22 protein-coding genes, 1 pseudogene and 1 riboswitch are annotated in these 23,249 nt (G+C 62.3%); of the genes and pseudogenes, 7 read left to right on the top strand and 16 right to left on the bottom strand.

All coding sequences use genetic code 11. The annotated features are described in order from the left end of the window. Positions 1 to 23: 23 nt before the first annotated feature. The 13 genes and pseudogenes from AC1RT2_RS24365 to AC1RT2_RS24305 form a co-directional block, all read right to left on the bottom strand. Positions 24 to 1,487 (bottom strand): UdgX family uracil-DNA binding protein, encoded by a 1,464-nt coding sequence (locus tag AC1RT2_RS24365; protein ID WP_493106051.1) that lies wholly within the window; start codon positions 1,485 to 1,487, stop codon positions 24 to 26. Further along, the gene (locus tag AC1RT2_RS24360) at positions 1,487 to 2,716 is read right to left on the bottom strand and encodes a putative DNA modification/repair radical SAM protein (RefSeq protein WP_493106049.1); all 1,230 of its coding nucleotides are present in this window, start codon (positions 2,714 to 2,716) and stop codon (positions 1,487 to 1,489) included. Before AC1RT2_RS24360 ends, AC1RT2_RS24365 begins: the two co-directional genes overlap by 1 nt. A 383-nt stretch (positions 2,717 to 3,099) precedes the next feature. Beyond that, positions 3,100 to 3,564: an MgtC/SapB family protein gene (locus tag AC1RT2_RS24355; RefSeq protein ID WP_069062409.1), complete on the bottom strand. Its 465-nt coding sequence runs from the start codon at positions 3,562 to 3,564 to the stop codon at positions 3,100 to 3,102. Between the two features lie 144 nt (positions 3,565 to 3,708). Beyond that, positions 3,709 to 4,452: a siderophore-iron reductase FhuF gene (fhuF, locus tag AC1RT2_RS24350; RefSeq protein ID WP_493106047.1), complete on the bottom strand. Its 744-nt coding sequence runs from the start codon at positions 4,450 to 4,452 to the stop codon at positions 3,709 to 3,711. Beyond that, a complete protein-coding gene (locus AC1RT2_RS24345; protein ID WP_493106045.1) occupies positions 4,449 to 5,285 on the bottom strand; it encodes an ABC transporter ATP-binding protein in 837 nt (278 codons plus the stop codon). Before AC1RT2_RS24345 ends, fhuF begins: the two co-directional genes overlap by 4 nt. Then, a complete protein-coding gene (locus AC1RT2_RS24340; RefSeq protein ID WP_493106043.1) occupies positions 5,272 to 6,255 on the bottom strand; it encodes a FecCD family ABC transporter permease in 984 nt (327 codons plus the stop codon). Before AC1RT2_RS24340 ends, AC1RT2_RS24345 begins: the two co-directional genes overlap by 14 nt. Beyond that, entirely contained in the window at positions 6,252 to 7,253 is a 1,002-nt protein-coding gene (locus tag AC1RT2_RS24335; protein ID WP_493106216.1) for a FecCD family ABC transporter permease, read from the bottom strand. The genes AC1RT2_RS24340 and AC1RT2_RS24335 overlap by 4 nt, the downstream gene beginning before the upstream one ends. Before the next feature lie 44 nt (positions 7,254 to 7,297). After that, positions 7,298 to 8,236, bottom strand: coding sequence for an iron-siderophore ABC transporter substrate-binding protein (locus tag AC1RT2_RS24330; protein WP_493106041.1), 939 nt, complete (start codon positions 8,234 to 8,236; stop codon positions 7,298 to 7,300). Between the two features lie 137 nt (positions 8,237 to 8,373). Beyond that, on the bottom strand, positions 8,374 to 10,848 hold the full coding sequence (locus tag AC1RT2_RS24325) for a TonB-dependent receptor (protein WP_493106040.1): 2,475 nt from the start codon (positions 10,846 to 10,848) through the stop codon (positions 8,374 to 8,376). A 77-nt stretch (positions 10,849 to 10,925) separates the two neighbouring features. Then, the gene (locus tag AC1RT2_RS24320) at positions 10,926 to 11,870 is read right to left on the bottom strand and encodes a FecR family protein (RefSeq protein WP_493106038.1); all 945 of its coding nucleotides are present in this window, start codon (positions 11,868 to 11,870) and stop codon (positions 10,926 to 10,928) included. A 94-nt stretch (positions 11,871 to 11,964) separates the two neighbouring features. Beyond that, positions 11,965 to 12,462: an RNA polymerase sigma factor gene (locus tag AC1RT2_RS24315; RefSeq protein ID WP_493106036.1), complete on the bottom strand. Its 498-nt coding sequence runs from the start codon at positions 12,460 to 12,462 to the stop codon at positions 11,965 to 11,967. A gap of 320 nt (positions 12,463 to 12,782) precedes the next feature. Beyond that, a pseudogene (locus AC1RT2_RS24310) lies at positions 12,783 to 13,543 on the bottom strand (iron ABC transporter ATP-binding protein). Beyond that, on the bottom strand, positions 13,540 to 14,076 hold the full coding sequence (locus tag AC1RT2_RS24305; protein WP_493106034.1) for an iron chelate uptake ABC transporter family permease subunit: 537 nt from the start codon (positions 14,074 to 14,076) through the stop codon (positions 13,540 to 13,542). The pseudogene AC1RT2_RS24310 and the gene AC1RT2_RS24305 overlap by 4 nt, the downstream one beginning before the upstream one ends. On the opposite strand from AC1RT2_RS24305, the gene AC1RT2_RS24300 reads away from it, so the two are divergent. The 7 genes from AC1RT2_RS24300 (at position 14,023) to AC1RT2_RS24270 (ending at position 21,105) form a co-directional block, all read left to right on the top strand. Next, a complete protein-coding gene (locus AC1RT2_RS24300; protein ID WP_493106032.1) occupies positions 14,023 to 14,256 on the top strand; it encodes a helix-turn-helix domain-containing protein in 234 nt (77 codons plus the stop codon). The genes AC1RT2_RS24305 and AC1RT2_RS24300 overlap by 54 nt on opposite strands. 220 nt (positions 14,257 to 14,476) lie before the next feature. Then, positions 14,477 to 14,680: riboswitch (cobalamin riboswitch) on the top strand. 160 nt (positions 14,681 to 14,840) lie between these two features. Further along, positions 14,841 to 16,760 carry a TonB-dependent receptor plug domain-containing protein gene (locus tag AC1RT2_RS24295; protein ID WP_493106030.1) on the top strand — a complete coding sequence of 640 codons (1,920 nt, stop codon included), beginning with the start codon at positions 14,841 to 14,843 and terminating at the stop codon, positions 16,758 to 16,760. Further along, complete coding sequence (locus tag AC1RT2_RS24290; RefSeq protein ID WP_493106028.1) at positions 16,760 to 17,608, top strand: ABC transporter substrate-binding protein; 849 nt, start codon at positions 16,760 to 16,762, stop codon at positions 17,606 to 17,608. The genes AC1RT2_RS24295 and AC1RT2_RS24290 overlap by 1 nt, the downstream gene beginning before the upstream one ends. Next, positions 17,605 to 18,606 carry a FecCD family ABC transporter permease gene (locus tag AC1RT2_RS24285; RefSeq protein WP_493106026.1) on the top strand — a complete coding sequence of 334 codons (1,002 nt, stop codon included), beginning with the start codon at positions 17,605 to 17,607 and terminating at the stop codon, positions 18,604 to 18,606. Before AC1RT2_RS24290 ends, AC1RT2_RS24285 begins: the two co-directional genes overlap by 4 nt. Further along, entirely contained in the window at positions 18,603 to 19,400 is a 798-nt protein-coding gene (locus tag AC1RT2_RS24280; protein ID WP_493106024.1) for an ABC transporter ATP-binding protein, read from the top strand. The genes AC1RT2_RS24285 and AC1RT2_RS24280 overlap by 4 nt, the downstream gene beginning before the upstream one ends. Next, complete coding sequence (locus AC1RT2_RS24275) at positions 19,381 to 20,427, top strand: DUF6925 family protein (RefSeq protein ID WP_493106022.1); 1,047 nt, start codon at positions 19,381 to 19,383, stop codon at positions 20,425 to 20,427. Before AC1RT2_RS24280 ends, AC1RT2_RS24275 begins: the two co-directional genes overlap by 20 nt. Before the next feature lie 15 nt (positions 20,428 to 20,442). Next, the gene (locus AC1RT2_RS24270; RefSeq protein ID WP_493106020.1) at positions 20,443 to 21,105 is read left to right on the top strand and encodes an adenosylcobinamide amidohydrolase; all 663 of its coding nucleotides are present in this window, start codon (positions 20,443 to 20,445) and stop codon (positions 21,103 to 21,105) included. Positions 21,106 to 21,424: 319 nt separating this feature from the next. Here AC1RT2_RS24270 and AC1RT2_RS24265 read toward each other — a convergent pair whose 3' ends face one another. The 3 genes from AC1RT2_RS24265 to AC1RT2_RS24255 form a co-directional block, all read right to left on the bottom strand. Further along, the gene (locus AC1RT2_RS24265; protein WP_493106214.1) at positions 21,425 to 21,616 is read right to left on the bottom strand and encodes an IclR family transcriptional regulator domain-containing protein; all 192 of its coding nucleotides are present in this window, start codon (positions 21,614 to 21,616) and stop codon (positions 21,425 to 21,427) included. A 96-nt stretch (positions 21,617 to 21,712) separates the two neighbouring features. Then, complete coding sequence (locus AC1RT2_RS24260; RefSeq protein ID WP_493106018.1) at positions 21,713 to 22,519, bottom strand: NAD-dependent epimerase/dehydratase family protein; 807 nt, start codon at positions 22,517 to 22,519, stop codon at positions 21,713 to 21,715. Beyond that, positions 22,516 to 23,241, bottom strand: a complete 726-nt coding sequence (locus tag AC1RT2_RS24255) for an enolase C-terminal domain-like protein (protein WP_493106016.1) — start codon at positions 23,239 to 23,241, stop codon at positions 22,516 to 22,518. Before AC1RT2_RS24255 ends, AC1RT2_RS24260 begins: the two co-directional genes overlap by 4 nt. Positions 23,242 to 23,249 lie beyond the last annotated feature (8 nt).

Here is a 23,249-nt window from a genome sequence, read left to right as displayed (position 1 = left end):
TGCAAGGACACGTCGCCGGCTCACTACAGCGCCTCAAGCCTCTCCACCAACTGCCGAACATGCCTTATGTCCTCAACGAAGCGGGCCTGTTGGTACCGGCGTTCGGCCCCGTCCGGCACGCGGAGCAGGTAGGAGGGGTGGATGGTCGGGTAGAGCACGATGTTGCCTTGCATGGTGAGCGTCTTGCCGCGCACTTGGTCAAGTGGCTTGCGCTCCCCGCTCAGCGCATAGAGCGCGGTGGCGCCCAGCGAAACGACAAGGCGCGGCTTGATAAGCTCCACCTCCTTTGCCAGCCACCAGCGGCAATGGTCGATCTCCCCCTTGTTGGGCTTCTCATGGATGCGCCGCTTGCCGCGTGGCTCATACTTGAAATGCTTGACAGCATTGGTGAGGTAGACGGCATCGCGGGCGAGGCCCGCCTCTTTCAGCACCGCATCGAAGACCTTTCCCGCCGGGCCGACGAACGGGCGACCGGCAAGGTCCTCCTGATCGCCCGGCTGCTCGCCCACCATCATCAGAGGCGCACCTTGCGGCCCTTCGCCGAAAACGGTCTGCGTTGCCATGCAATGCAGCGGGCAGCGCGTGCAGCCGCGCGCCTCCTCCCGCAGCGCCTCGATGGTCCCGGCTCCAAGAGGCTCGATCCTGGGCATGGCCTGCGCCGTTTCCTGAAGACGGTAGTGAAACAACCGCGGATCTTTCGCCGCCTGTTCGGCCATGGCCCGCACATTGGCCTCGGCATTGGCGATCATGCCGGGAATGAGATCCGCCTCCGGCAGGTTGCGCCAGTATTTCTTCGGCATTTCCGCCTGCATGGCTTTCAGCTTGAGGCGGGCCGGATTGAAAATGCTCGCATAATAGGTCCGCCAGAGATCGTCCGTCGGATCGCCATGACCAGGATTTTCGCCCGGCCGGGCATCGAAGATCAGGCTGCCGCCATCCCAACTGGCCGTGCCGTTCGGCGTCGCGATAATCCAGTCCATGTCGGCAAAGCGCCGGCGGAAGAAGGGTGCAGTCCGTGCGACGACGAAATGGGACGGCTCGAACCAGGCGAAGAAGCGCCGCCGGCCGTTCATCTGGCCGCCGATCTCTTTGAAGCGCACGAAAGCCGTCATCTTGTGGCCGTCGCGATTGACGTTCTTGGCAAGCAACCGTGCCCAGGCGACATCCGTGTCCGCGTCCAGTTCCAGCAGGTGGCGGTCGGATTGCAGCCGCCACAGCAGCCTGTAGAGCAGGTGGAAACGGCCGGGCTCCGTGTGACAGACGACCGCCTCGGCCAAGGACAGGAACGCGGGCGGCACGGTGAGCGGCGGCGCACTCTTGTCGGGCTTCGGCAAATCCGGCAGCGCATCGGCAGCAAACAGTTCATCGCCTAGGCCACGGATGCGCCAATCCACCATGCGGGGCGAAATGCCGGCCGCGGCCAGGGCCCGCGCCGCATCACGCCACTCGAAAAAATCGCCTCGTCCGGAAAGCGGGATCGTCTGCATCAGAGCAACGAGAGTTGTTCCGGCTTTGGCGCGAAAAGCGCTTTCAGGTCGGCACGATCGGCGAGCCGCCGCGGCACCCAGCCCTCCGCCTCGATGAAGGCACGTACCTTGCGCAGCGAAACGCCGAGCCGCGCTAGGTCCTCGAGCCTGAGACGCCGGAACCGGCGGCTGGAGAGAATGGACATGACCGTCTTCGTGCCGAGGCCAGGCACACGCAGCAGCCGCTCGCGCTCCGCCCGGTTGACGTCGACCGGAAAATCCTGGCGGTTGGCGAGCGCCCAGGCGAGCTTGGGATCCATGTCGAGATCCAGCATGCCGCCCGTCGCCCCGGTGATCTCCTCCACGCCGAAACCGTAGAACCGATAGAGCCAGTCCGCCTGGTAAAGCCGATGCTCGCGTACCAGTGGCGGCTTGATGAGCGGCAGCGCATGGGAGGCATCGGGAATGGGGCTGAAGGCCGAATAGTAGACGCGCTTCAGCCCGTAGCCGCTATAGAGCCGGGCACTGGTTTTCAGGATAGTGGCGTCGTCCGCACCATCGGCGCCGACGATCATCTGCGTGCTCTGGCCGCCGGGAACGAAACGCTTGCGCCGCTTGGTCTGCAAGGTCGGGTCATCGGCCGCCTCGATCTTCCGGCGCAATTCCCCCATCGCGCGGCGAATTCCCTCGGGACGTTTTTCCGGCGCGAAGCGACCAATGCCGGCATCGGTCGGCAGTTCGATATTGAGGGAGAGGCGATCGGCATAAAGCCCGGCCTCCTCGATCAGCCCCGGAGCAGCATCGGGAATCGACTTCAGGTGGATGTAGCCGCGAAAACCGTGCACGGTGCGCAGGTCCCGCGCCACCCGCACCATCTCGCTCATCGTGTGATCCGGCGAGCGGATGATGCCGGAGGACAGGAACAGCCCCTCGATATAGTTGCGTCGATAGAATTCGAGGGTCAGCCACACAACCTCCTCCGGCGTGAAGCGGGCGCGCTCCACGTTGCTGGAGGAGCGGTTGATACAATAGGCGCAGTCGAAAATGCAGAAGTTGGTGAGAAGGATTTTGAGGAGCGAAATACACCGCCCGTCCGGCGCATAGGCATGGCAAATCCCCGCCCCTTCCGTCGAGCCCAGCCCGCCGGTCCGAGCGGAGTCGCGCTTGACCGTTCCGCTCGAGGCACACGAGGCGTCGTATTTGGCGGCATCCGACAGGATGGCCAAGCGTTGCTGCAGCGATTTCTTCATGCACGTTCACTATATGTTCTTATCTCTGCAGTCAATTGGAAAGAATGTGTCAGCGTATTCTGGGCGGAAAACCGGCCTCAAAAAATCTTTACCACCGCCTCATGGAAGCGACGTGCCGGCGCGGCAGAGCTGCGATTGGGTGTCAACCATTCGATGCGGCCTTCGCGCTGAGCGTCTTGATGAGGATTAGTCCGGAAAGGCAAATGCAGATAGTTCGTCAGGATGGTCGCACTCGACGCGCAGAATACAGAACGCCGTTCAGAGGGCGAATCCTGTGACGGTCAGACCTGCGGAACAACGCTAGTGATGGATGAAGCCTATGCGAGATAGCCGACGAGCAAACTCCGTGGGTTATTTCACCGTCATCAGCGACCCAGGAGGCGTTATTCGCCCTCCCGGCGGTCATCCTTGCCCTCTTCTTTGAGGTTTGAGAGGGTGCGTAACGTCAGAAATGTTACGAGAGAGAGCACGATTGCTGTGTCGAAGGAGCCAAGCCCGACAGCGGTTCCGATTGCGCCCGTCGCCCACAGGCTTGCGGCCGTTGCCGTACCGCGTACGCTAGCCTTCACGACGAGGATGGCGCCGCCTCCGATGAAGCCCATTCCGGTGATTAACCCTTCGACGATCCGGGCGGTGGCTTCAGCGTTGCCACTAATGAGCGGTTCCGCCGCCTGAATGAAGCCACAGCTTGCGATGGCCACCAGGGGAAACGTCCGGAGCCCGGCACTTCTCTCGTGCTTTTCCCGATCCCAACCGATCGGTAGGGCAAGCACATAGGCGAAGAGGAGCGACCCCAGATGCGGAAGGAAGTCGAAGTTTGCCCCGATCGTTTGCAGCCACTCGGTCAAGCACGTCCCCCTCTGTCAACCTGCAGTTTAGATAGCTTTCCACCCCCGCGGGACAAGGTGTAGAGGTTTAGTTGTTCCATCTTATTTGCTATCGACTGCGCCGTTCTTGCGGACATCAGGCTCGCTGAAAAACCGTTAGGTACGCTAATTCACGCCTTTATCTGCTGCGGGTGTGTCAGCCGATAAAGGACACGTCGAACAGTATCCCAAGCCATCGACCAGATAGCGGATGCAGCAAACGCGCCGACGTCGTTCCACGCCAGCCTGATGATCGGTATAAAGCGCGGGCTTGTAGAGGGTGTTGGTGCGTCCGTCGTGGAGGTGCCGCAAGTCCATCAACCTAAAAGCATCTTCGACTGCTGCCGTTTTGCCGAGAAACGATTCACCTCGGCGGGTAGCGATGTCGAATATGTTGCCCGCATTGCTCCACAAAACCCGAGCGGATATGCGGCTCTCGGCCGCAAGCGCTTTGATGACTGGTGCGAAATGGTTCTCCGTAAGGTTGCCGAAGCGGCTTTCCGCGTCGACCGCGGTGCAGGTCCGCCCCGTGTTGGCGAGGTGAATATGTTTGATCGTGCCGTCTGGCGCAAAAGTGCAACCGATCGCGCCGAGATCGATAGGCACAGCACGCTGAAGAACCAGCATAAGTGCCATGAACGGGGGGATTACGGTCGCGAAATAGGTCTTTGACCACAGAGAGGCGACCGCGCGTCGATCTCCTCCCGGGTAGTAGGTTTCCGCGAAGAGCGAAAGCTGTCGAGAGAGAAACGCCCTGTCGGCGAGGGCAGAGCCGGGAACGGACGCCGGAGTGTCGGCTGTAAGCACGAAAAGCGCGCCGTGTTCGGCGAGCTTGCCCGAAAACAAAGGTGCAAACTCGGGTATCGTCACGGGGTCACCCCCGCTTCACTGCGTTCCGGCTGACGGACGTATGGTATGAACATGGGGCTACCCGTGAAGGGATCGGGCATGACGCTAGCATGCACGCCGAAGACGGTTGCAATATTCTCGGCGGTGATCACCTCGTTCGGCGTGCCATTCGATACGATCCGGCCCTTGTCGAGCAGAAACATCCGTGTGGCGTAGCGCGCGGCCTGGTTGAGATCGTGAAGAACCGCAACGACCGTTTTGCCCCGCTCGCGCACGAGGTGATCGAGCAGGTCCAGTATCTCGATCTGGTGCGAGAGATCGAGATAGGTGGTCGGCTCGTCGAGGAGAAGGATATCGGTTTCCTGCGCCAGGGCCATGCAGATCCAGGTCCGCTGCCGCTGCCCGCCTGAAAGACTGTCGAGCGGCCGGTTGGCGAAATCCAGCATCGAGGTGAGGTGGAGCGCTTCATGGCAGGCGGCCTCATCTTCTGCCGACCAACGGCCGAAGAACGATTGATGCGGATATCGTCCCTGCCTGACCAAGTCCCGAACCGTAAAACCCTCTGGTGCGCAGGGCGCTTGCGAGAGCAAGCCCACGCGACGCGCGAAACTGCGCGACGGGAGGGAAGCGATCGGCCGGCCGTCGAGCAGGACTTGTCCCTGTCCGGGCTCAAGCAATCGCGCCAGTGCGCGCAGCACGGTCGACTTGCCACTGCCATTCGGCCCGATGAGCGCCGTAAAGGCGTGGGGCGGAACGACGAGGCTGAGGTCTTCGATAACCGGGGTGCTGCCGTAGGAGACGCCAATGCGGTCGAAAGACAGCCGGCTCTCCGCGATCGTTTCAGGTTGGGCCATGACGCCTCTTCCACAGGAGCAATGCAAAAAATGGCACGCCGATCAGTGCCGTCACCAGGCCCGCCGGCAACTGTGCCGGTGCGATGAGCACACGGCCCAGAAAATCCGCGACCACCACCAGCAAGCCGCCCAGCAGTGCCGCAACGGGCAACAGGCCGGCATGGCGATAGCCGACCATACGACGCGCCATATGGGGCGCGACCAGTCCGACGAAGCCAACCAGCCCAGCCGCCGCGACGGCCGCAGCCGATAGCAGGGCGCAGGCGAGGATCATCAAGCTGCGCACAAGATCGACACGCTGGCCGACCGAACGCGCCGTATCCCCATCGAGACTGATGGTGTCCAGTTCTCGCGCCAACAGAAAGACGGCCGCCAAGGGCAGCGGCAGCCAGAGCGACAAGGCGGTCACCTTCGCCCAGTTTGCCCCTTGCATGCTGCCGGCTAACCAGATCATCGCCCGCTGGACATCACCGATATCGCCGAAGGCGGTGAGGATCGTTGTTGCGGATCCTCCAAGCGCGCTCAATCCGATGCCAATTAGGATGATCCGAAGCGACGAGGTGCCGTTGCGCCAGGACAAGGCCCAGATGGCGAAGCAAGTGGCTGTTGCTCCAAGAAAGCTTGCAAACGAAACGAGGTGCCCGTTTGCAGCGCCGAGCCCCACGATGACGAACGTGGCCGCGGCCGCCGCGCCGCTGCTGATGCCGAGAAGGCTCGGTTCGGCCAATGGGTTGCGCATGGTCGCCTGCGCGATCACCCCGGCGACCGACAGTGCCGACCCGACCAGAAAGGCGAGGATGACCCGCGGTAGGCGGATGTCGAGAACGATCATCGCGACCTGCTGGTCGGGCGCCTCCCCGCGAAGGGCTGCGAAGACCGCCCCGGGAGCGACGGGATAGTCGCCAAAACAGAGTGCTATGAGGAAGGTCACCGCGCTGATGACAAGGAGGACGCCGCTTATCCGATTCATCGCCCGCCCTCGATCCGATAGCGGGCCAGATAGATGAAGAAAGGTGCTCCGACCAGCGCCATCGTCGCACCGACAGGAAGGCCCTCACCGGGTAGCAGCAAGCGCGCGAGCGCGTCCGCGGTAACGACCAACAAGGCGCCGGCCGGTGCGCTGAACGGAATGATCCAGCGATAGTCGACCCCAACGATCAGGCGGGCAACATGCGGCACGACCAGGCCGACAAAGCCGACCGGCCCAGCCAGAGCTACCGCGCTTCCCGCCAGCACGACGACCAGCATTGCCGCCAGAAACCGCCAAAGGGCCGTACTCTGACCGAGGGAACGCGCCACATCGCTTCCCAGGCTGAGCGTCGTGACCTGCCCTCCGATGACCAGCGAGACCATCAGCCCTGCCACGATGTAGGGCGCCACCGCAAGGGATGCCGGCATCGTCCGCCCTGCCAATGACCCGAGTATCCAGAGCCGGATCTGGTCGAGCGTGCTCTGGTCGAAAATCAGGATCGACGTCGTCAAGGCGGCGAGAAACGCCCCGAGCATCGCACCGGCGATGGCGAGCTTCAGCGGCGTCGCGCCGCCACGGCCAACCGAGCCGATGGTGTAGACCACGACGGCGGCAAGCGCGGCTCCGAAGAAAGCCGCAAAAATGAGATCGGAGGTCGCGTTTGCTCCGCCGAAGACAATCGTCAGGACAACCGCGAAAGCCGCTCCCGCGTTGATGCCAAGCAGATCCGGAGATGCGAGCGGATTGTTGGTGACGGCCTGCATGATGGTACCCGCCACTCCGAGCGAAGCACCGACCAGAAGGCCGGCCAATACGCGTGGCAGGCGTACATTGGCAATGATGAGGTGTTCCCTGGAACCGTCAAAATGCGTGAGCGCATCGACGATCTTTAGCATGGAAAGGGGCATGCTGCCGATCGTCATGGCCCAGATCGATGTGAGGCAGCAGAGACAAACCGCCGACAGGATGGCAAGAGTGCGCGTGCCATTGCCGCCCATACCCGAGCGGGCTCGCGTGACCCTCGACTGCATCGATACATGGCTCATGGCTTGGCGATAATGTAGCGCTCGATGTCGTCCAGCACGCGGCTTGCCGAGGACAGGCCGGAAAACTCCATCCATGTCGCCGCATCCACGCGGTGAACCTTGCCGGCGGCAACGGCTGGCAACATCTGCCACAAGGGATTGTCCAGCACCTCCTCATGGCGCCCGCTCGTGTCGGAATTGTTGGCACCGCCGACGATGTAAAGCAGGACGTCGCCATCGAGGGCGGCCAGTTCCTCCCAGTCCGGACGTTTCAACGTCGTTCCATCCGTTGCGGTCTCATAGGCGGGACGCTTGACGCCCACCTCCCGCAAGATAGCGAAGGGGCCGTAGGCGTTCGGCGCGTCCAGATAGACCTGGAAATCCCACGCGGTGATGCGCACGACCGACACCCTCACATCTGGCAGCCGGCTCTTCAGCGCCTCCAGCCGTGTCTCGAATGCGGCAATTGCCTTCTCGGCCTTTTCACCCTGACCAGTAATATCCGCGATCGTGCGATAGAAGACCTTCCAGTCCTCGGCTGTTATCAGAACGGTCGGCGCGATCTGGGATGCGAGTGCCAGAACGTCCGTGCCCAGCATGCCACTGCCGATGATCAGGTCCGGTTTGAGAGCAACGACTTTTTCGATGCTAGGCGCGGTGAAGGCCCCGAGATCTTCTACCGAAAGCGCCGTGGCTTTCGCTTTCAGCTGTTTGTCGCTCATGCCGAAAAGCGGGGCACCAACAACAGGCAAACCAAGCTCGATGCTCATGCCGAGACTGAAGGTCGGGTCGAGCACGACGATCCGCTTGGCATCGGCCGGTACGCAGACGAGCGAGGCCATGATGGCCGCACTTTCGAAAAGTCGGCCGTCACAGGCGGCAAACACGCCCCCTGCATTCAACAGAAGACCGGCTAGCGTAAAGGTGATTCGGCGTTTCGCTTGCGTCAAGGTCATTGGCTCATTCCAATTTCAACTCACTTTGCATCAAACTGTCGAGGCACCGCACGGGTCTTGGAAACGCGAAGAGGAGCAGCCGCGGCAGCTCCTTTCGATTGCCAGACCAGCCTGCTCTTTCGCCGGCGCACGACAGCTCAGAAGCGTCCGGTGGCGCGGATGCCGAAGACGCGTCCATCGCCGATCGTCGCTTCCACGCCTGTGGGGGAAATGTTGGTCAGGTACTCCTCGTTCAGGAGATTGCGGGCGAAGGCGGTAACTGTGAAGTTCTTGGCCTCGTAACCGACCTGTGCGTTGACGACCTTGAAGGAATCGACGAACCGCCCGGGTGTGTTGGCAAGATCGCCCGCACTGTAATAGCCGTCCGTATACGTGACGTCCGCGCCGGCGAAGAAACCATTTTCATGCCGCCAAAGCCCGCCGAGCGACGCCGTGACTGTAGGCGATTCCGGGAATTCCTTGCCGGAGAGCGCAATTCCGTTGTTTGTCGTGCCATCATCGAAGCGCGTGCGCAGAAGGCCGAGCGAGGAATAGACCTCAAACGCTTCAGTTGCCATGTATCGCAGTTCCAACTCCGCGCCGTAGGCATGCGACTGCCCGCTGTTTTCTGTCACTGTCTGCCCGGGGAACCGTGGATTGGAGGTCAGGATCTGCTGGTCTTCATAGTCGTAATAGAACACGTTCCCGTTGACCTGAAGGCGATCCTCAAGCCACTTGGAACGGTATGCCAGCTCATAGGACCACATATATTCAGGCTTGACCTTGTTAATTTCAGTGGTGCCGACAACGGCCTCTGAATAGCCTGCGCGATAGCCCTTTGCCGCCGTCAGCGCTACCGCCTGATTCTCGGCGAAGTCAAAGGCCACGCCGAACTTCGGAAGGAAGACGGTGTTGGACACGGAATTGTTCTCGTCAAGCGAGCCATAGACTGGGAAGCCGCCGCCGATGGTGGCATCAAGATCAAGCGCCGATCCTCGGTAGTCGGCAGAAACCTTGTCCCGCAGCAACCGACCGCCGGCCATCAGAGTCCAGTCATCGGCCAGACGATAACGCATATCGGCATAGGCGGCGACGGACGTGGTCTCGTTCTTGGCATCCAGCACCTGGATATCGGCCAGCGGAATCCCGAACGGGGCAAGCAGGGTCGTCTGGATGTGTGAGTCGAGATTGCTGTCAAAGCGACCCGCAAAGATGCCGAACACGCCGCTGAACGGGGAGTCGGCGGAATCATAGATGAGGCGCAGGTCCTGCGAAAAATCCATGCCGTCGCGCGTGTCGTTCCTCAGAAAGTTCGACGTGGCCGGCGAGTGGATGGTCATGTCCGTATCCGACAATGCGGTCACCGACTTGATCGTCCAGTCCGGTGTCAGCTCGTAACTCAGGTCCGCCACATAGCGGTTGACATAGGTGTCACGGAACTCGGCGGTGGAATTGGTGGTGTCTTCATATTTACGGTCGAAGAAATCCGGCCCCGACACCAAATTCCAGCCCGGCTTGTCATGCGTGCGGCTGATCGTAAAGAGGCCTGTGAACTCCGGTATGGCTTCCGGCGTCACGAGGATTTTTCCGCGCAGCTCCTGAAACTCATCTTCTCCAAGTGATGCAATGGATGGGTCAGCGTAGGTGATGTCCTTTGTCTCGCGCGAGGCATTGCCAGAGAGGCGTACCGCGAGCTGATCTTCGATAAGAGGGCCGGAGAACACGAACCCGCCAGACAACAGGTCCTGTCCGCCCGCCTGCCCTTCGATGATGTACTCGGGTTCCCAGGTCGGATCCTTCGTTTTGACAATGATGGTGCCGCCGAGCGAATTTCGCCCCTGAAGGGTCGACTGGGGGCCGCGCAGGACTTCGACCTGGTCCACGTCCCAGGTCCCGCGGCTACCGCGGCGTGTCGCCTCCACACCCTGCGCTGCGCCGTCGAGGATCACGGAAATCACTGGCATCGCGCGACTAGGCTGCGTCACACCATCCGAATTCAGGCCGCGGATTACGAATGAACTGTTGCCGCCGGACGTCGGCAGGGATCGCACGTTCGCCATCCTGTTCAGGGTCTGGTTGAGGTTCGGCAGGTTGTAGTCTTCGATCTCCTCGCCGGTCGCAATACCTACGCTGGTATAGGTGCTGAAGAGGTCGCGCGGCACTTTCTCGCCCTGCACGACGATCGGTGCCAGAAGGGTGCCTTCCCCCACGCCCGCGGTGGATGCCGCAGCCGATCCATCGAAGACGGAGACAGTCGAGGCATTGGAAAACGTGTAAGAAAGACCGGAACCTTCCAGAATGCGCGCGACGGCGTCAGCAGGGTCGAGTGTTCCAAAAGCACCCGCCGATTGCTTGTCATTGGCGATCGCGGGATTGTAGGTCACCTGAAGGCCGGATTGCCGACCGAACGCTGCGAGCGCGGCGTTGAGTGGACCGGCCGGCACGGAGAAGGTTTTTTCGGCGCTTTGAGCAAGCGCGACACGCGTCGAGACAAAGGAAGCCCCCATCGTTGCCGTTGTCAGCATCAGCGTAGCAGTCAGTGCCTTGCCGATGTTTCCGCAACCGTTCTTCAGATACCCCTGCCGCATGTTCCCCAACTCCAAAAATGACCTGCACGATGGGGCTGCGTTCAATGAGTGTCCAAGAGCAGTCCGTCCCCGTTTCTGAAGACGAGGGACGTTTCTGAATTTTCGGCCTGTTCAGGAATTACTTAGACAAGGGAGACGACGGCAAGCAGGGGTGAAATCTCGCGGACCTTGCCGCCATATGGGTGAACGACGGCCTCGAGCGCGATCACCGGGTCGCGAAGGTCGAAGACGCCACTGATGCGCTGAGCGCTCAACCATGGGCTCATCAAGACGACCTTGCCCCGCCGCCAGCGCGCAATTCTCGCGACAACCGCCGAGATCGGCTCCTTCTCCGCAACGATCACGCCATCCCGCCAGGCGGCGACCTGCCCCGCCGCGCGCTTGCCGGTGTTCATCGATTGCTTCTCGTCCAGGCTTACCCAGTCTCCGCGCCCAAGCCGCAATTCGGCGCCGGCCGAATGCCAGGGCCCTTGTGCAGAAACGACGCCACGATCGACCGTCGCGGTGATAAAATCAGCATCATTGCTCACGTCAAAGGCGGCATCCAGGGCGGTCAACGTGACAGACCCGGCCCTGACCGAGAAGGGACGATCCTGACCTGGGTCCACCTCGAAATATGCCATTCCTTGAAGAAGCGAAACGCCGCGTCGATCGCCCATGCTGTCGAGCGCAATAGCGCTATCCGGCCCCAAGGTGGCCGTGCTGCCCTCAAAAAGGGATACGCGACGGAATTCAGCGGTGTCGCTCGCAAAATCGGCCCTGGGCGAGACGGCGCCCACGCCGGAAAGATAGGCACCGGCGGCAACCGACCCGATCAAAAGCGGAGCGCCGACAAGCAGCTTCCGGCGTGACATCGACACGTCGTCCTGTCGTCCGCTGGCGAGTACCCTATTGGCCATTCCCTGGATTTCGCATGCCTCTGTCCAGGCCCGTTCATAGGCTTCACCGCGCAGGCGCCACCGCCGAATTGTCTCCAGCGTCACGCCGTTGTCGGAATCGTTCTGCAGGCGGATGATCAGATCCACCGCCTCATCGAACAATTGATCGTCTGGTAGCGCTTCGTTCATTCCATTCTTTCGGGCGCAGGGCACAACTGGAGCCATCTTCTAGCCAATTGAACGAACAAACGTCAGAGATTTTCGCTGTCGACACCTCGAAAGGTCAAATATCGTGCAATCTGTTCCGGATGTGACGATATGCATTGCGGATGACCGTCCAGGTCTGCGTCGTGGACAGGCCAATCTCCGGACCGATTTCTGCAACCGTCAGTTCGGCGAGTTGATGCAGCAGGAATGCCTTGCGTGTCCTCTCAGGCAGTTCCGCAAGCGCCGCGTCAACAATTGCCAATCGCTGCTTGTCGTAGATCGCGGTCTCTGGCGATGGCGCCGGGTCGGGAACGGTAAGGATTGCTTGATCCGCAGCCTCGTCAAAAGGCGATATGCGCTGCCTGCGCTGATGGTCGATCAGCAAATTTCTGGATATCCGGAAAAGGTAGGCACGGGCATTGTCGACGCCGCTGCGTGGCTGCGACGAAAGAAGACGGACAAAGGCGTCTTGCGCAAGATCGGCGGCGACATCCTCGGTCACGCCGCGGCGGCGTAAAAAGCCAGCCAGCTCTTTCGCATGCCGCCTGAACAGGTTCTGAATATCCCACGTCACCTAATGCTTCTCCGCGCAAAGAGGCCTCATCGTGTCACCAACACTGGCGACAGACGACTTGGACACGCCAGGCGGCGCAAAAATGAAACCATGCACGTCTCATGTCGGCGGAGAGTCCAGTAGACAAAAACAAGCGATGAGCATCTGCATCAGCACCTTTACGCGCCACCGCAAGACGGACAGATAATATTTGTCTCAAAAAGTCAAGTTTTCTCCTGGGCTCCGGCGGATCGGCCAGGCACGCTGGAAACTGCAGAGTTCTGTTGACAGGGACCGAATAGCCGTTGGGCGCCGTGGAGCGCGATATGTTCGACCGGCAGCTACAGGTGATGCAGCACAAAAGGTTTGCCGACGATCATCTCGACACGTATTCGGAAACCGAAATTCTCTTCCAACACGTCAGGATTTAGGATGGCGTGCGGTGTGCCATCAGCCACGATCATCCCGTTCTTCATCGCGACAATGCGGTCAGCGCAAGCGCTCGCCTGGTTGATGTCGTGCAGCACGATGACGACAGTCTTGCCACTCTGATCGACAACGGTGCGCAGCGACCGCATCAAAGCGCGGGCATAGTACATATCGAGATTGTTCAGCGGCTCGTCGAGCAGCAGATAGTCCGTCCCCTGCGCGAAGGCCATGGCGACGAGCGCACGCTGGCGCTGCCCACCGGAGAGGGTCTCGATGAAGCGGTCGGCCAAATCGGAGAGATCGAACTGAGCGATTGCCGCTTCGATAAGCGCGTGATCCCGGTCCGAGAGGCGTCCGCGACCATGCGGGAAGCGGCCGAAGCCGACGAGTTCTCGCGTATGGTGAGCCGGCTCGCCACAAGTGTGTCCTGCCGCAAAATGGCGATCGTCTTGGCCAGTTCGCGGCCAAGCGTCGTGTTCACGGGCAGGCCATCCACCGAAATGGTCCCCGTCTGAAGTGGCTGGAGCCGCGCGACGAGCGAGAGCAGCGTGGACTTTCCGGCACCGTTCGGACCGATCAGCGCAATGACGCCGCCCTTCGGGATCGTCAGGTTGACATCCGTGAGGACCGGCGTGCTTCGATGCTTGAAGGAAATGTTCTCGATCCGGATCATTTGCGGCTTCCCAGGAGCAAGAGCAGAAGGAAGACAAGTCCGCCGACGAGCACGACGACGCCGGTCAGAGCGGCCGCGGGCAATAGCCTGGCATGCCGACGCGTGTCGACGTTACGCTCGGCAAGTGCCGCCACGAGCAGGCCGAAGAACGCTACCGGGCCAACGAGCGCGGTGGAAACAGCAACAAGCGCCGATACCAGCAGCAAAAGGCCGGTGACGGTTCCCGCCCAGTCCACTCCAAGGCTCGTTGCGGTATCAGGCCCGAGCGATATGACGTCCAGCACATGTCGTAGACGCCAGGCAAGGATCACCGCAAAGACTGTCACCATGGCGGCAAACACCAGAAGGTCGGTGCGCACCGCATTGAAATTGGCAAAACTCGCTGTCTGTGCCACCGCGAAGTCGTTGAGATCAACGAGCCGGGCGCCGCACACAGCCTGCAATCCCTGGCGCGCGAAGCGGGCCTCAGCATATCCGGCTTGAAAACGAAGTTCCGGCACGTCTATGGGCAGACGGTCTTTTCCTTCGTCCATGACGTGCGCATGGAAACGGCGCGGGCAGGGCTGGAGGGACAAGACTGGACGGTCGCGCAGGCAGCCCATTTCACCGGCTACAACCATGCCAGCAACTTCTGCACAGCCTATCACAAACATTTCGGCCACCCGCCCGGAAGCACCGGCAAGCGATACTCCCAGTCTCGAACTCCGGTTTAAAAATATCCGACCGGCAGCGCGGCGGATCGATTCAGACGAACAACATCGGGGCCAGCGGCCTATGGTGCCGCACCAACAGGTCGCAGACATGACCGCACCCGACCCGCAGGGCTGAAACATCGCCCAAAATCACATTGCCAAGCAGGCGCCATTCATTGAATCCAAATCGGCCTGTGGGTAGGATCCTTCATCCCTTGACCCCGGCTCACAACCGTCAATATATGTTGATTACGGAACAGGTTCCGTCAGTACGACGGATGAAAAGGGAACACGGTGAGGATTACCCATCAGGGGCCGAGACCGTGACTGCCCCCGCAACTGTAACCGCCGAGCTTGCCTCATGATGCCACTGCGCGAATGCGTGGGAAGGCGGGACAAGCGATGACGCGGAAGTCAGGAGACCTGCCTGTCCCGGTCACCCATGCCAGGATACGGGGAGTGTCCGGGCGCGGCCGGTCGTAGTGGTGACATTGTCGAAGATGTCGCCGCGTCGGTGGACGGTTTAGGGAAGCGCCAGCTCTCCGGAAATCCTCACTCGCCCGCGGTTGGTAACCGTGCAGGGATCAGCCTGCCGTGGGGGAAATATGAAGAACTATCTGGCGGGGGCTTCCCTGCTTGCGATCGTATTGTGTCAGCCCGTCCTGGCGCAGGATCAGCCGGTAGCCGAAACGCCGACCATGCTCGACGAGATCGTGATTACTGACGGTCTCACCTCGGTGGAACTAAGGAAGTCCGGCCGTGCCGTCACCGTCATCACTGGCAAAGAGATCGAGAAGAACCAGGTTCGCTACGTGGCAGATGCGCTTCGGTTCGTGCCGGGTTTTGCCGTATCGCGGACAGGGTCCTACAGTGGCCTGACGCAGGTGCGCGTGCGCGGCGCGGAAGGCAATCAAGTGCTTGTCGTCATCGACGGCGTCGAGGTCAATGACAATGGCCAGGGCGAATTCGACTTCGGCAGCCTGCTTGCCGACGATATCGATCGCATCGAGATCCTGCGCGGCCCGCAGAGCACTTTCTGGGGCGCCAACGCCATGTCCGGCGTCATCAACATCATCACTAAAAAGGGCGAGCGCAATTCGACCAAATCGACGGCCCGTACAGAAGTCGGTGCGGATGGCACGGTGATGGGCGCGCTCTCCACCCGCGGCGGCGGCGAAAATTTCGACTATTCGCTCGCCGGCGTCCTGCGCCGTTCGGAAGGTTTCAACATTTCCGACATGGGGAAGGAAGACGACGGCGACCGCAACGGCACGCTGAACGGCAAGTTCACGGTGGACCTGTCGCCCGATACGGTGGTGGATGGTACGCTGCGCTACGTCAACCGCCGCAGCGATCTGGATCCGCAGAACTACGACACCGCGATGACCTATGATGCGGACGATTATACGAAAAGCCGCGAGTTCTTCGGCTCGATCGGCCTCACCAACACCGCGCGTGACGGCGCGCTAACGCAGAAGGCGCGCTTTTCCGGCAACGACATCTATCGCTTCAACCACTCCGAGGACTTCGGCGACAGCTGGAACGATGGCAACCGCTACAACGCGACCTACCAGGCCTCCTACCGCTACGACGACCTGGACAACCAGGTCCACCAGCTGACCGCCGGCTACGAATGGCAGCGCGAGACCTTCTCGCCCTCGCATCTTACCGAAACCTTCAGCCGCAACGCCCATTCGCTGATCGGTGAGTATCGCGGCGAGTTCTTCGACCAGCTCTATCTCAATGCCGGCGCGCGACAGGACTGGAACAACGCCTTCTCGGATGCCGCGACCTGGACGGTGAGCGCCGCCTGGCAGATACCCGACGCGGAAACACGGCTGCATGCCTCCATCGGCACGGCCGTGACCAACCCGACCTTCTACGAGCAGTTCGGCTATATCCCCGGCACGTTCAAGGGCAACCCGAACCTGAAGCCGGAGGAAAGCTTCGGCTGGGATATCGGCGTGGAGAAAAGCTTCTTCGATGGCGGCCTAGTCGTCGACGTCACCTATTTCAACCAGAATCTCGAAAACGAGATCGCTACGGTCTACAATCCGGACTTCACGTCGACGCCGGTCAACCGCAACGGCGAAAGCCGCCGGCAGGGCGTCGAGATTTCCACGACCGTCGATTTCTTCAATGGCTTCACGATAGCGGGCACCTACACCTACACCGATGCGAGCGAGCAGACGGTGGTCGGCGGGCCGCGGCTTGCGGAAGTGCGCCGCCCGCGCCATACGGGCTCGCTGAACGCTGCCTATCTCTTCTATGAAGACCGTGTGCGAGTTTTTGCCGAGGCGGTGTTCAACGGCGAGATGGTGGACAGCGTGTTCGCTAGCCGGCTGCCGCCGCGCGTGACGCTCGGCGGTTATACCGTGGTCAATGTCGGCGGAAGCTTCAAGGTCAACGAAACGGTCGAGGTCTTCGGCCGCATCGACAACCTGTTCGACCGCGACTACCAGGAAGTCTATGGTTTCAACACGCCGGGCCTGTCGCCCTTTGCCGGATTGAAGGCGACGTTCTGATGCGAGCAATGCGTCGGCATGCGATGATCCTTGCCTGCCTGTTCTGGCCGGCGGCAGCGTCGCGCGCCGACGCCTTTCCGCAGCGCGTCATCTCGATGAATGTCTGCACGGACCAACTGGCCATGCTCATCGCACGGCCCGGCCAGCTTCACTCGGTTTCCTATCTCGCGCGCGATGCAGATACCTCGGCAATGGCAGAAGAGGCTGGCGCCTACGTTGTCAATCATGGATTGGCGGAGGAAATCTTCCTGATGAAGCCGGATCTCGTGCTGGCCGGCACCTACACGACGCGCACAACCGTCTCCCTGCTCCGCCGGCTCGGTTTCCGCGTGGAGGAGTTCCAGCCAGAATCTTCCTTCGACGACGTTCGCGCGAACCTCAGGCGGATGGGCGACCTGCTCGGCAATCCAGCGCGGGCCGGCACGCTGGTCGCCGCCATGGACCGGGAAATCGCCGGGCTCGAAGCCGCCGGAACGCCGCGCTTGCGCACGGCGCTCTATTTCGCCAACAGCTATACGTCCGGCGCCGGCACGCTGGTGTCCGAGGTGGTCAAGCGCGCCGGGCTCGAAAACATTGCGGAGACACTGGGCCTGGCGGGAACCACGCGCCTGCCGCTCGAGCTGCTGGTCCTTTCCGATCCAGAACTGATGGCCGGTGGCCGCTCGCACTGGGACAAGCCGGCGCTAGCCGAGCAGAATTTTGCTCATCCGGCCTATCGCGCCCTTGCGGCGGCCACCGCCGAGGCCCCGCTCGAAAACCGGCTGACCGTCTGCGGCGGACCGTTCACCCTCGAAGCCGCCCGTGTCCTGCAGGATGCGGCCCGCGGGGCGCGAGGCGCTGCGCCATGACGATCCGCTCCCATTTCCGCGAAACCCTCGCCATCCTTGCCGCGGCGGCCCTTGTGCTCTTCCTCCTCTCGCTTACCATCGGCCCGGCCGAGGTCACCGTCGCCGAAAGCCTGCGCGCGCTGTTTGGTGGCGGTGACGAGCTTCTGGTCCTCGTCATGCAGGAAATCCGCCTGCCCCGCGCCCTGCTCGGCCTCCTCGTCGGCGGAACTCTCGGCCTTTCGGGAGCCGCGCTGCAGGGCTATCTGCGCAATCCGCTGGCCGAGCCGGGGCTGATTGGTGTCAGCGCTTCCGCCTCGCTTGGCGCGGTCATCGCCATCTATACCGGGCTTTCGGCGCTCTTCGCACTCGCCCTGCCACTCATGGCGCTCGCTGGCGCAATGCTCGCCGTATTCGCCCTCAAGGCGATGGCGGGCGCTGATGGGCGACCGCTCACCGTCATCCTCACCGGCATCGCCATTTCCAGCCTTGCCGGCGCGATCACCTCGCTGGTCTTGAACCTCTCGCCCAATCCCTTTGCGGCGATGGAGATCATGTTCTGGATGCTCGGTTCGCTCACCGACCGCTCGATGCCGCATGTCTGGCTGATGCTCCCGTTCACGGTGGTCGGCTGGCTGTTGCTCCTGCGTCTCGGCCGGGCGCTCGACGCCCTCTCTCTCGGCCCGGATGCCGCCGCGAGCATGGGCATCGACCTCAAGCGCGTGCAGCGACTTGCGGTCTTCGGCACTGCGCTCTCGGTCGGAGCCGCCACGGCCGTCGCGGGCGCCATCGGCTTCGTCGGCCTCGTCGTGCCGCATGTGCTACGCCCCTTCGTCGGCGCACAGCCCTCCCGGCTATTGCCGGCGAGCGCGCTTGGCGGAGCGGCGCTGCTGCTTTGCGCTGATATCCTCGTGCGCGTCATCGGGCCGGATCGGGACATCAAACTCGGCGTGCTGACGGCGATCGTCGGCGCTCCCTTCTTCTTCTGGCTTGTCTGGTCGTACAGGAGGAAGGGGCTGTGAGCATCCTTGCCATCGAAGACCTTTCGGCCACGTTGTCCGGCAAGCGCGTCGTGAACGGCGTATCGCTCACCGTCGAGAAGGGCAGCTTCACCGGCCTCATCGGCCCGAACGGTGCAGGCAAGTCAACGTTCCTGCGCGCCTGCCTCGGCCTCGTTCCCGCAAGCGGTACTGTCCGTCTCGACGGCGTCAACCTTGCAACCCTGCGCACCGCCGAACGAGCGCGCCACCTCGCCTACCTGCCGCAGGAGCGCGAGACCGCCTGGGCGATGAGTGTGGAGGTCGTGGTGGCGTTCGGCCGAATGCCGCACCATGCACGTTTCTCTGCTCTCATAGAGCGCGATCGGGCGGCAGTCGAGGCGGCAATCGTACGCATGGACCTTGCCGCTTTCCGCCATCGCGCCGTCACCAGCCTTTCCGGCGGCGAGCGGGCACGCGTCCTTATCGCGCGGGCGCTCGCGCAGGAAACGCCGGTGCTGCTGGCGGACGAGCCGCTCGCCGGCCTCGACCCTCAGCACCAGATCGCGCTGATGCGACTGTTCAGGGAACTGGCGTCGGAGGGCCGGATCGTCATCGCCTCGATGCACGACCTGACACTCGCCGCGCGCTGGTGCGACCGGCTGCTCCTGCTGCGCGAGGGCCACACCTTTGCGGAAGGTCCGCCGGAAGCCGTGCTCACGGCCAAAACACTGGAAGACGTCTACCATGTCGAGGCCTTCATCGGCGCTGCAGCCGGTGGCCTGATCGTGCAGCCGGTCGACCTGTCGAAGAAGAAGGATGAACACTATCGTGGCTGATATCCGCAATATCCTCGAGATCCACCTCGTCGACGAGAAGGCGGGCTGGAGCATGGGCTCCTTCGGTGCCGTCGCTGAATTCCATCAAGACAGGGGCGAATATCTGGAGGCCGATGCACCCGCGCTCTTCGTGCGCGCGACCCGCCGCGGTGCCATCCGCCTCAATGCCGATACGATCGAGCGGATCGAACCCGTCGCCTACGAGACGCTAAGCCCCAAGCCGCATCGCTGGAGCCATGCCTTGGCGCTTTGCCTTCCAGTGAGGGAGGCCGCCGGGAACAGGCGAAGCGCCCTCACCGAAATCGGGCCGGACAAGGACGCCGTCCGCCCCGGAGACCGCAAGGCGATTCTCTTCGACATGGGTCTTGCTTTGCCGCAATGCGACTTCTGCGTCCGTACGGACGATCCAGCCCTCCTCGCCCTCCTGCGCGAAAATGCCGGGCGCAGCCTGTTCGACCCAGCCAATCCGGCGGGCGGCGCCATCCTGAAGGCCCATCCGCACCGCGTCGCGCTGACCCGCATCGGCCGCGTTGAGGTGTTCCAGATGATCGGCGGGCCAGATACCAGCGGCGTCTCGCCGCCCGGCCCGCACACCCACCTTCTGCCGCAGCTCCTGAAAGCGGGCCGCACCCATTCGGCCAACACGCCGATCCCGGATCATCTGGTGCCGCTCGGCTACCTGCACCCGGCCAATCCGGTCATGGACGAAATGGGCGTGGACACGGCGTTCGACATCGACAATCACGCCCGCTTCCAGGCTCTGTACGACCGGTTCGCCCGTCCCGACCTGCCGCTCCTGCGCAAGGCCGTGCTGGAGGCGTTGGGCAGGAAGGACGAGCCCGAGCGGTTCACCGCACCCACAGACCGGTTCGGCCGCGCGGCCTTGCGCCTGACGCTCCGCCAGCAGCATCGCCTCGCCGAAAAGTTCGCCGGAGGCACCTATTGCGATCTGGTGGCGCTCTGGCGCAACGTCTTCGACAAGGTCACCGACACCACGGCGGCCGATGACGACGCGCCCGGCCACTGAGCCGCCGGAAAGCTGATGCACGCCTTTTCCACCCGCTGGACACCGCCCTTCCTCGTTGCAGAATTTGCCGAGCCGCAGAACATGTTGAGCTGGGCGCTAACCCGGCCAGGATTCGTCGTTGCCCGCTCCGTTGTCTGGCTCGAAGTCCGGAATGCGGACTTGCCCGTCGATGTCGACCCCGTCCAACTCCTGCAGAGGCGCATGAGCGAAGCGGACCACGAAGGGGCAGTGCACCTCATGACATCGCGAAACCTCAAACATCACCATCTCGCAAGCGCCGTCGCCGGGACTGCCACCTCTTCCTGCCTTGCCACGGTCGGTCTTTCCAATGCTGGCCGGGTCGGCGATGCCCTCGATGAGAACGCACGGCTCGGCACGATCAATCTCCTCGCCCATGCCGATGCGCCCCTATCCGAGGCTGCGCGCCTGGAGGCGCTGTCAATTGCCGCAGAAGCCTGCACAGCCGCCATCATGGACCTTGGGCTGGCCCACAATGGTCGGACGGTGACCGGCACGGGAACCGATTGCATCGTCGTCGCCTCACCATGCGGAAGCCCGGAAGCGCCCTTCGCCGCGCTGCACACGGACATCGGCGTTTCATTGGGACGGGCAGTCTATGACGCGATCACAGCAGGCGGTATGCACTGGCTTGCAGAGCGATCTGCGGAGCCTTTTTGAGCAACAAGCCAATCCGGGTGTGGCGGCAGCAACCCGTCATCCCTTAGGCTTCATCAAGAATTAGACTAGCGCTTGCAGCAGCGTCGCAAAAAGCAGGCGCTTTGCCGCCTACGTCTATCAACCCACCCAATAGGCGCTGGAGGCGTGGGCATGATCAAATCCGCGGTCTTGAACCGACCAGAACGGGCGGCATCGTAAAGTGAACCTTTCGGTCACACCTAATCAATCCATTTGGCAATTGGCTCAACCCTGCCTGCCCCAGAGATCCGCCGTGCAATATCGGCGATCTCGAAACCGAGCTGCTCAGCTCGGTCGGGACTCATGCGATAGGTCGCTGCGGCAACAGTGATCGCGCAGCGATGGGGCGATGCTCCGCATCGAGGATCGGCGCTCCTACGCACCGTGTTCCGAGGACGATCTCCTCGTCGTCGATGGAAAAGCCCCGCGCCCGGATGATGGCAAGATTGACCCGGAGCCGCCAGCGGAACAACGATGTCGCCGCCTGACGCACGCGCAAGGCGCGTCAGGCGGCCGCCGAGGTCCGGGCGGAACTGGGCCACAAGGCCGGCGGAAGCGATTGTGATCGGTTCGGTTCCGCCCCCCACCCCTACCATTCGTAGATCCGCTCCAACGAGCCTTCAAACTCACCATTCGCGAAATGGCCGCAGATCACATGGGCGCCGACCTTGCCCTTATCCTCCGGCGGGTTTGCCTTCAGCACCTCTTCGGCAAAGGCTGTACTGTTGTCGAAGAACGAGCGGTCGTTGTTCGAGATGCCGTATACGACGGCGAAGCGTAGCGCCGGGTTGGAAAAGCCGATATCGACCAGTTGTGGAAGATCGCGCCAGCTTGTCCAGATCGCCAGCCTGCGCCGATCGACGGGCTCGTGATTGGTGAAACCGATGCGAATGGCGAGATTCCGCATGCCGTACTTGTCGGCATAGAAGGCGCCGAGCTGCTCGCCAAAACCCTTGGTCAGGCCGTAGCGGCTGTCAGGCCTGAGGACCACATTTGCATCCAGCCTTCGGCGACGGGGATAATAACCGACGACGTGGTGGGAACTGGCGAAGACGACGCGGCCCACGCCGTTCAGCCGAGCAGCCTCGAACACATTGGCCGCCCTGACGATACTGCCCTCGATTTGCACGCCCATAGCCGCATCACTGGTGCAGCCGGCAAGATGCAGCACGCCACCGACGCCGGCCGTCGCCTCGAGCAGCAGCGCGGGATCATTGATGCTGCCGACGACGGCGCGTTCGCCAGCCACAACCTCCGCCGGTTCGATGAGATCGAGAAGCCGCAGCGTGTAGCCGCGTTCACGCAGCTCTTTCCGCAATGCCGTGCCGACGAGACCGGCCGCGCCCGTGATAGAATTTCTATGTCCTTGTTTCCTAGCTCCGTAGGTGCGGATCACATCCTCGTCGGGCGCAAACCCGATCCCCTACCCGGCGGCAGCGCCACCCGCCCACCGATTGGCAGCGGCGTATCGAGGCCAATGAAGACATGCGGCTTGACGTAGAGGAACTCGAAGAGGCTGTCTTCGCCGAGCGCGGCGAACAGGTTGAGCGTGGCAAAATAGCCAGGGCCGAAATGGGGCATCAGCGCCTTGCCGATCTCCGCGGCAGTCCGCACGATCTCCAGGAAGACCGAAACACCAACGACCTTGGTCAGGCTCGGCTGGGGATAGGCGATGGATTTGGCAAGGGCTCGGAATGGAAAGGCCGTGCAGGCATTTTCGCCTGCGCCGATGGGAATGCCGTGCGCCTCCAGCAGCGCAAGTGTCTCATAGTCCTCCGGCGGAAAGATCGGCTCCTCGAGCCACATCGTATCGGCCGCTTTGAGAAGGGGAACCATCTCGATGGCGAAGTCCGACGTCCAGTTGCAGTTGACGTCGACCATAAGGCCCGCCGCGTCGCCCATGGCCGGCCGCGCGGCGGATATGGCATCCGGGGCGATCTCGTGCAGTTTGACATAGCCATACCCCTCCTCCACGGACTGGCGGGCATAGGCCGGCACGGCGCGGCGCGCGGTGGAAGAAATGAGTTCGGCCAGGGTCTTCCCGGCGCGCTGCCTTGATATCCCAAGCGCGATATCCACGCCCGAGAGCGCGAAGATCGTGATGCCGTAGTGGCCCAAGATATGCA

The organism is Shinella sp. GW821-FHT11G07 (assembly GCF_058808115.1).
Note: the sequence above shows the minus strand (reverse complement) of the source record. Positions and strands in the feature narration are given on the sequence as shown.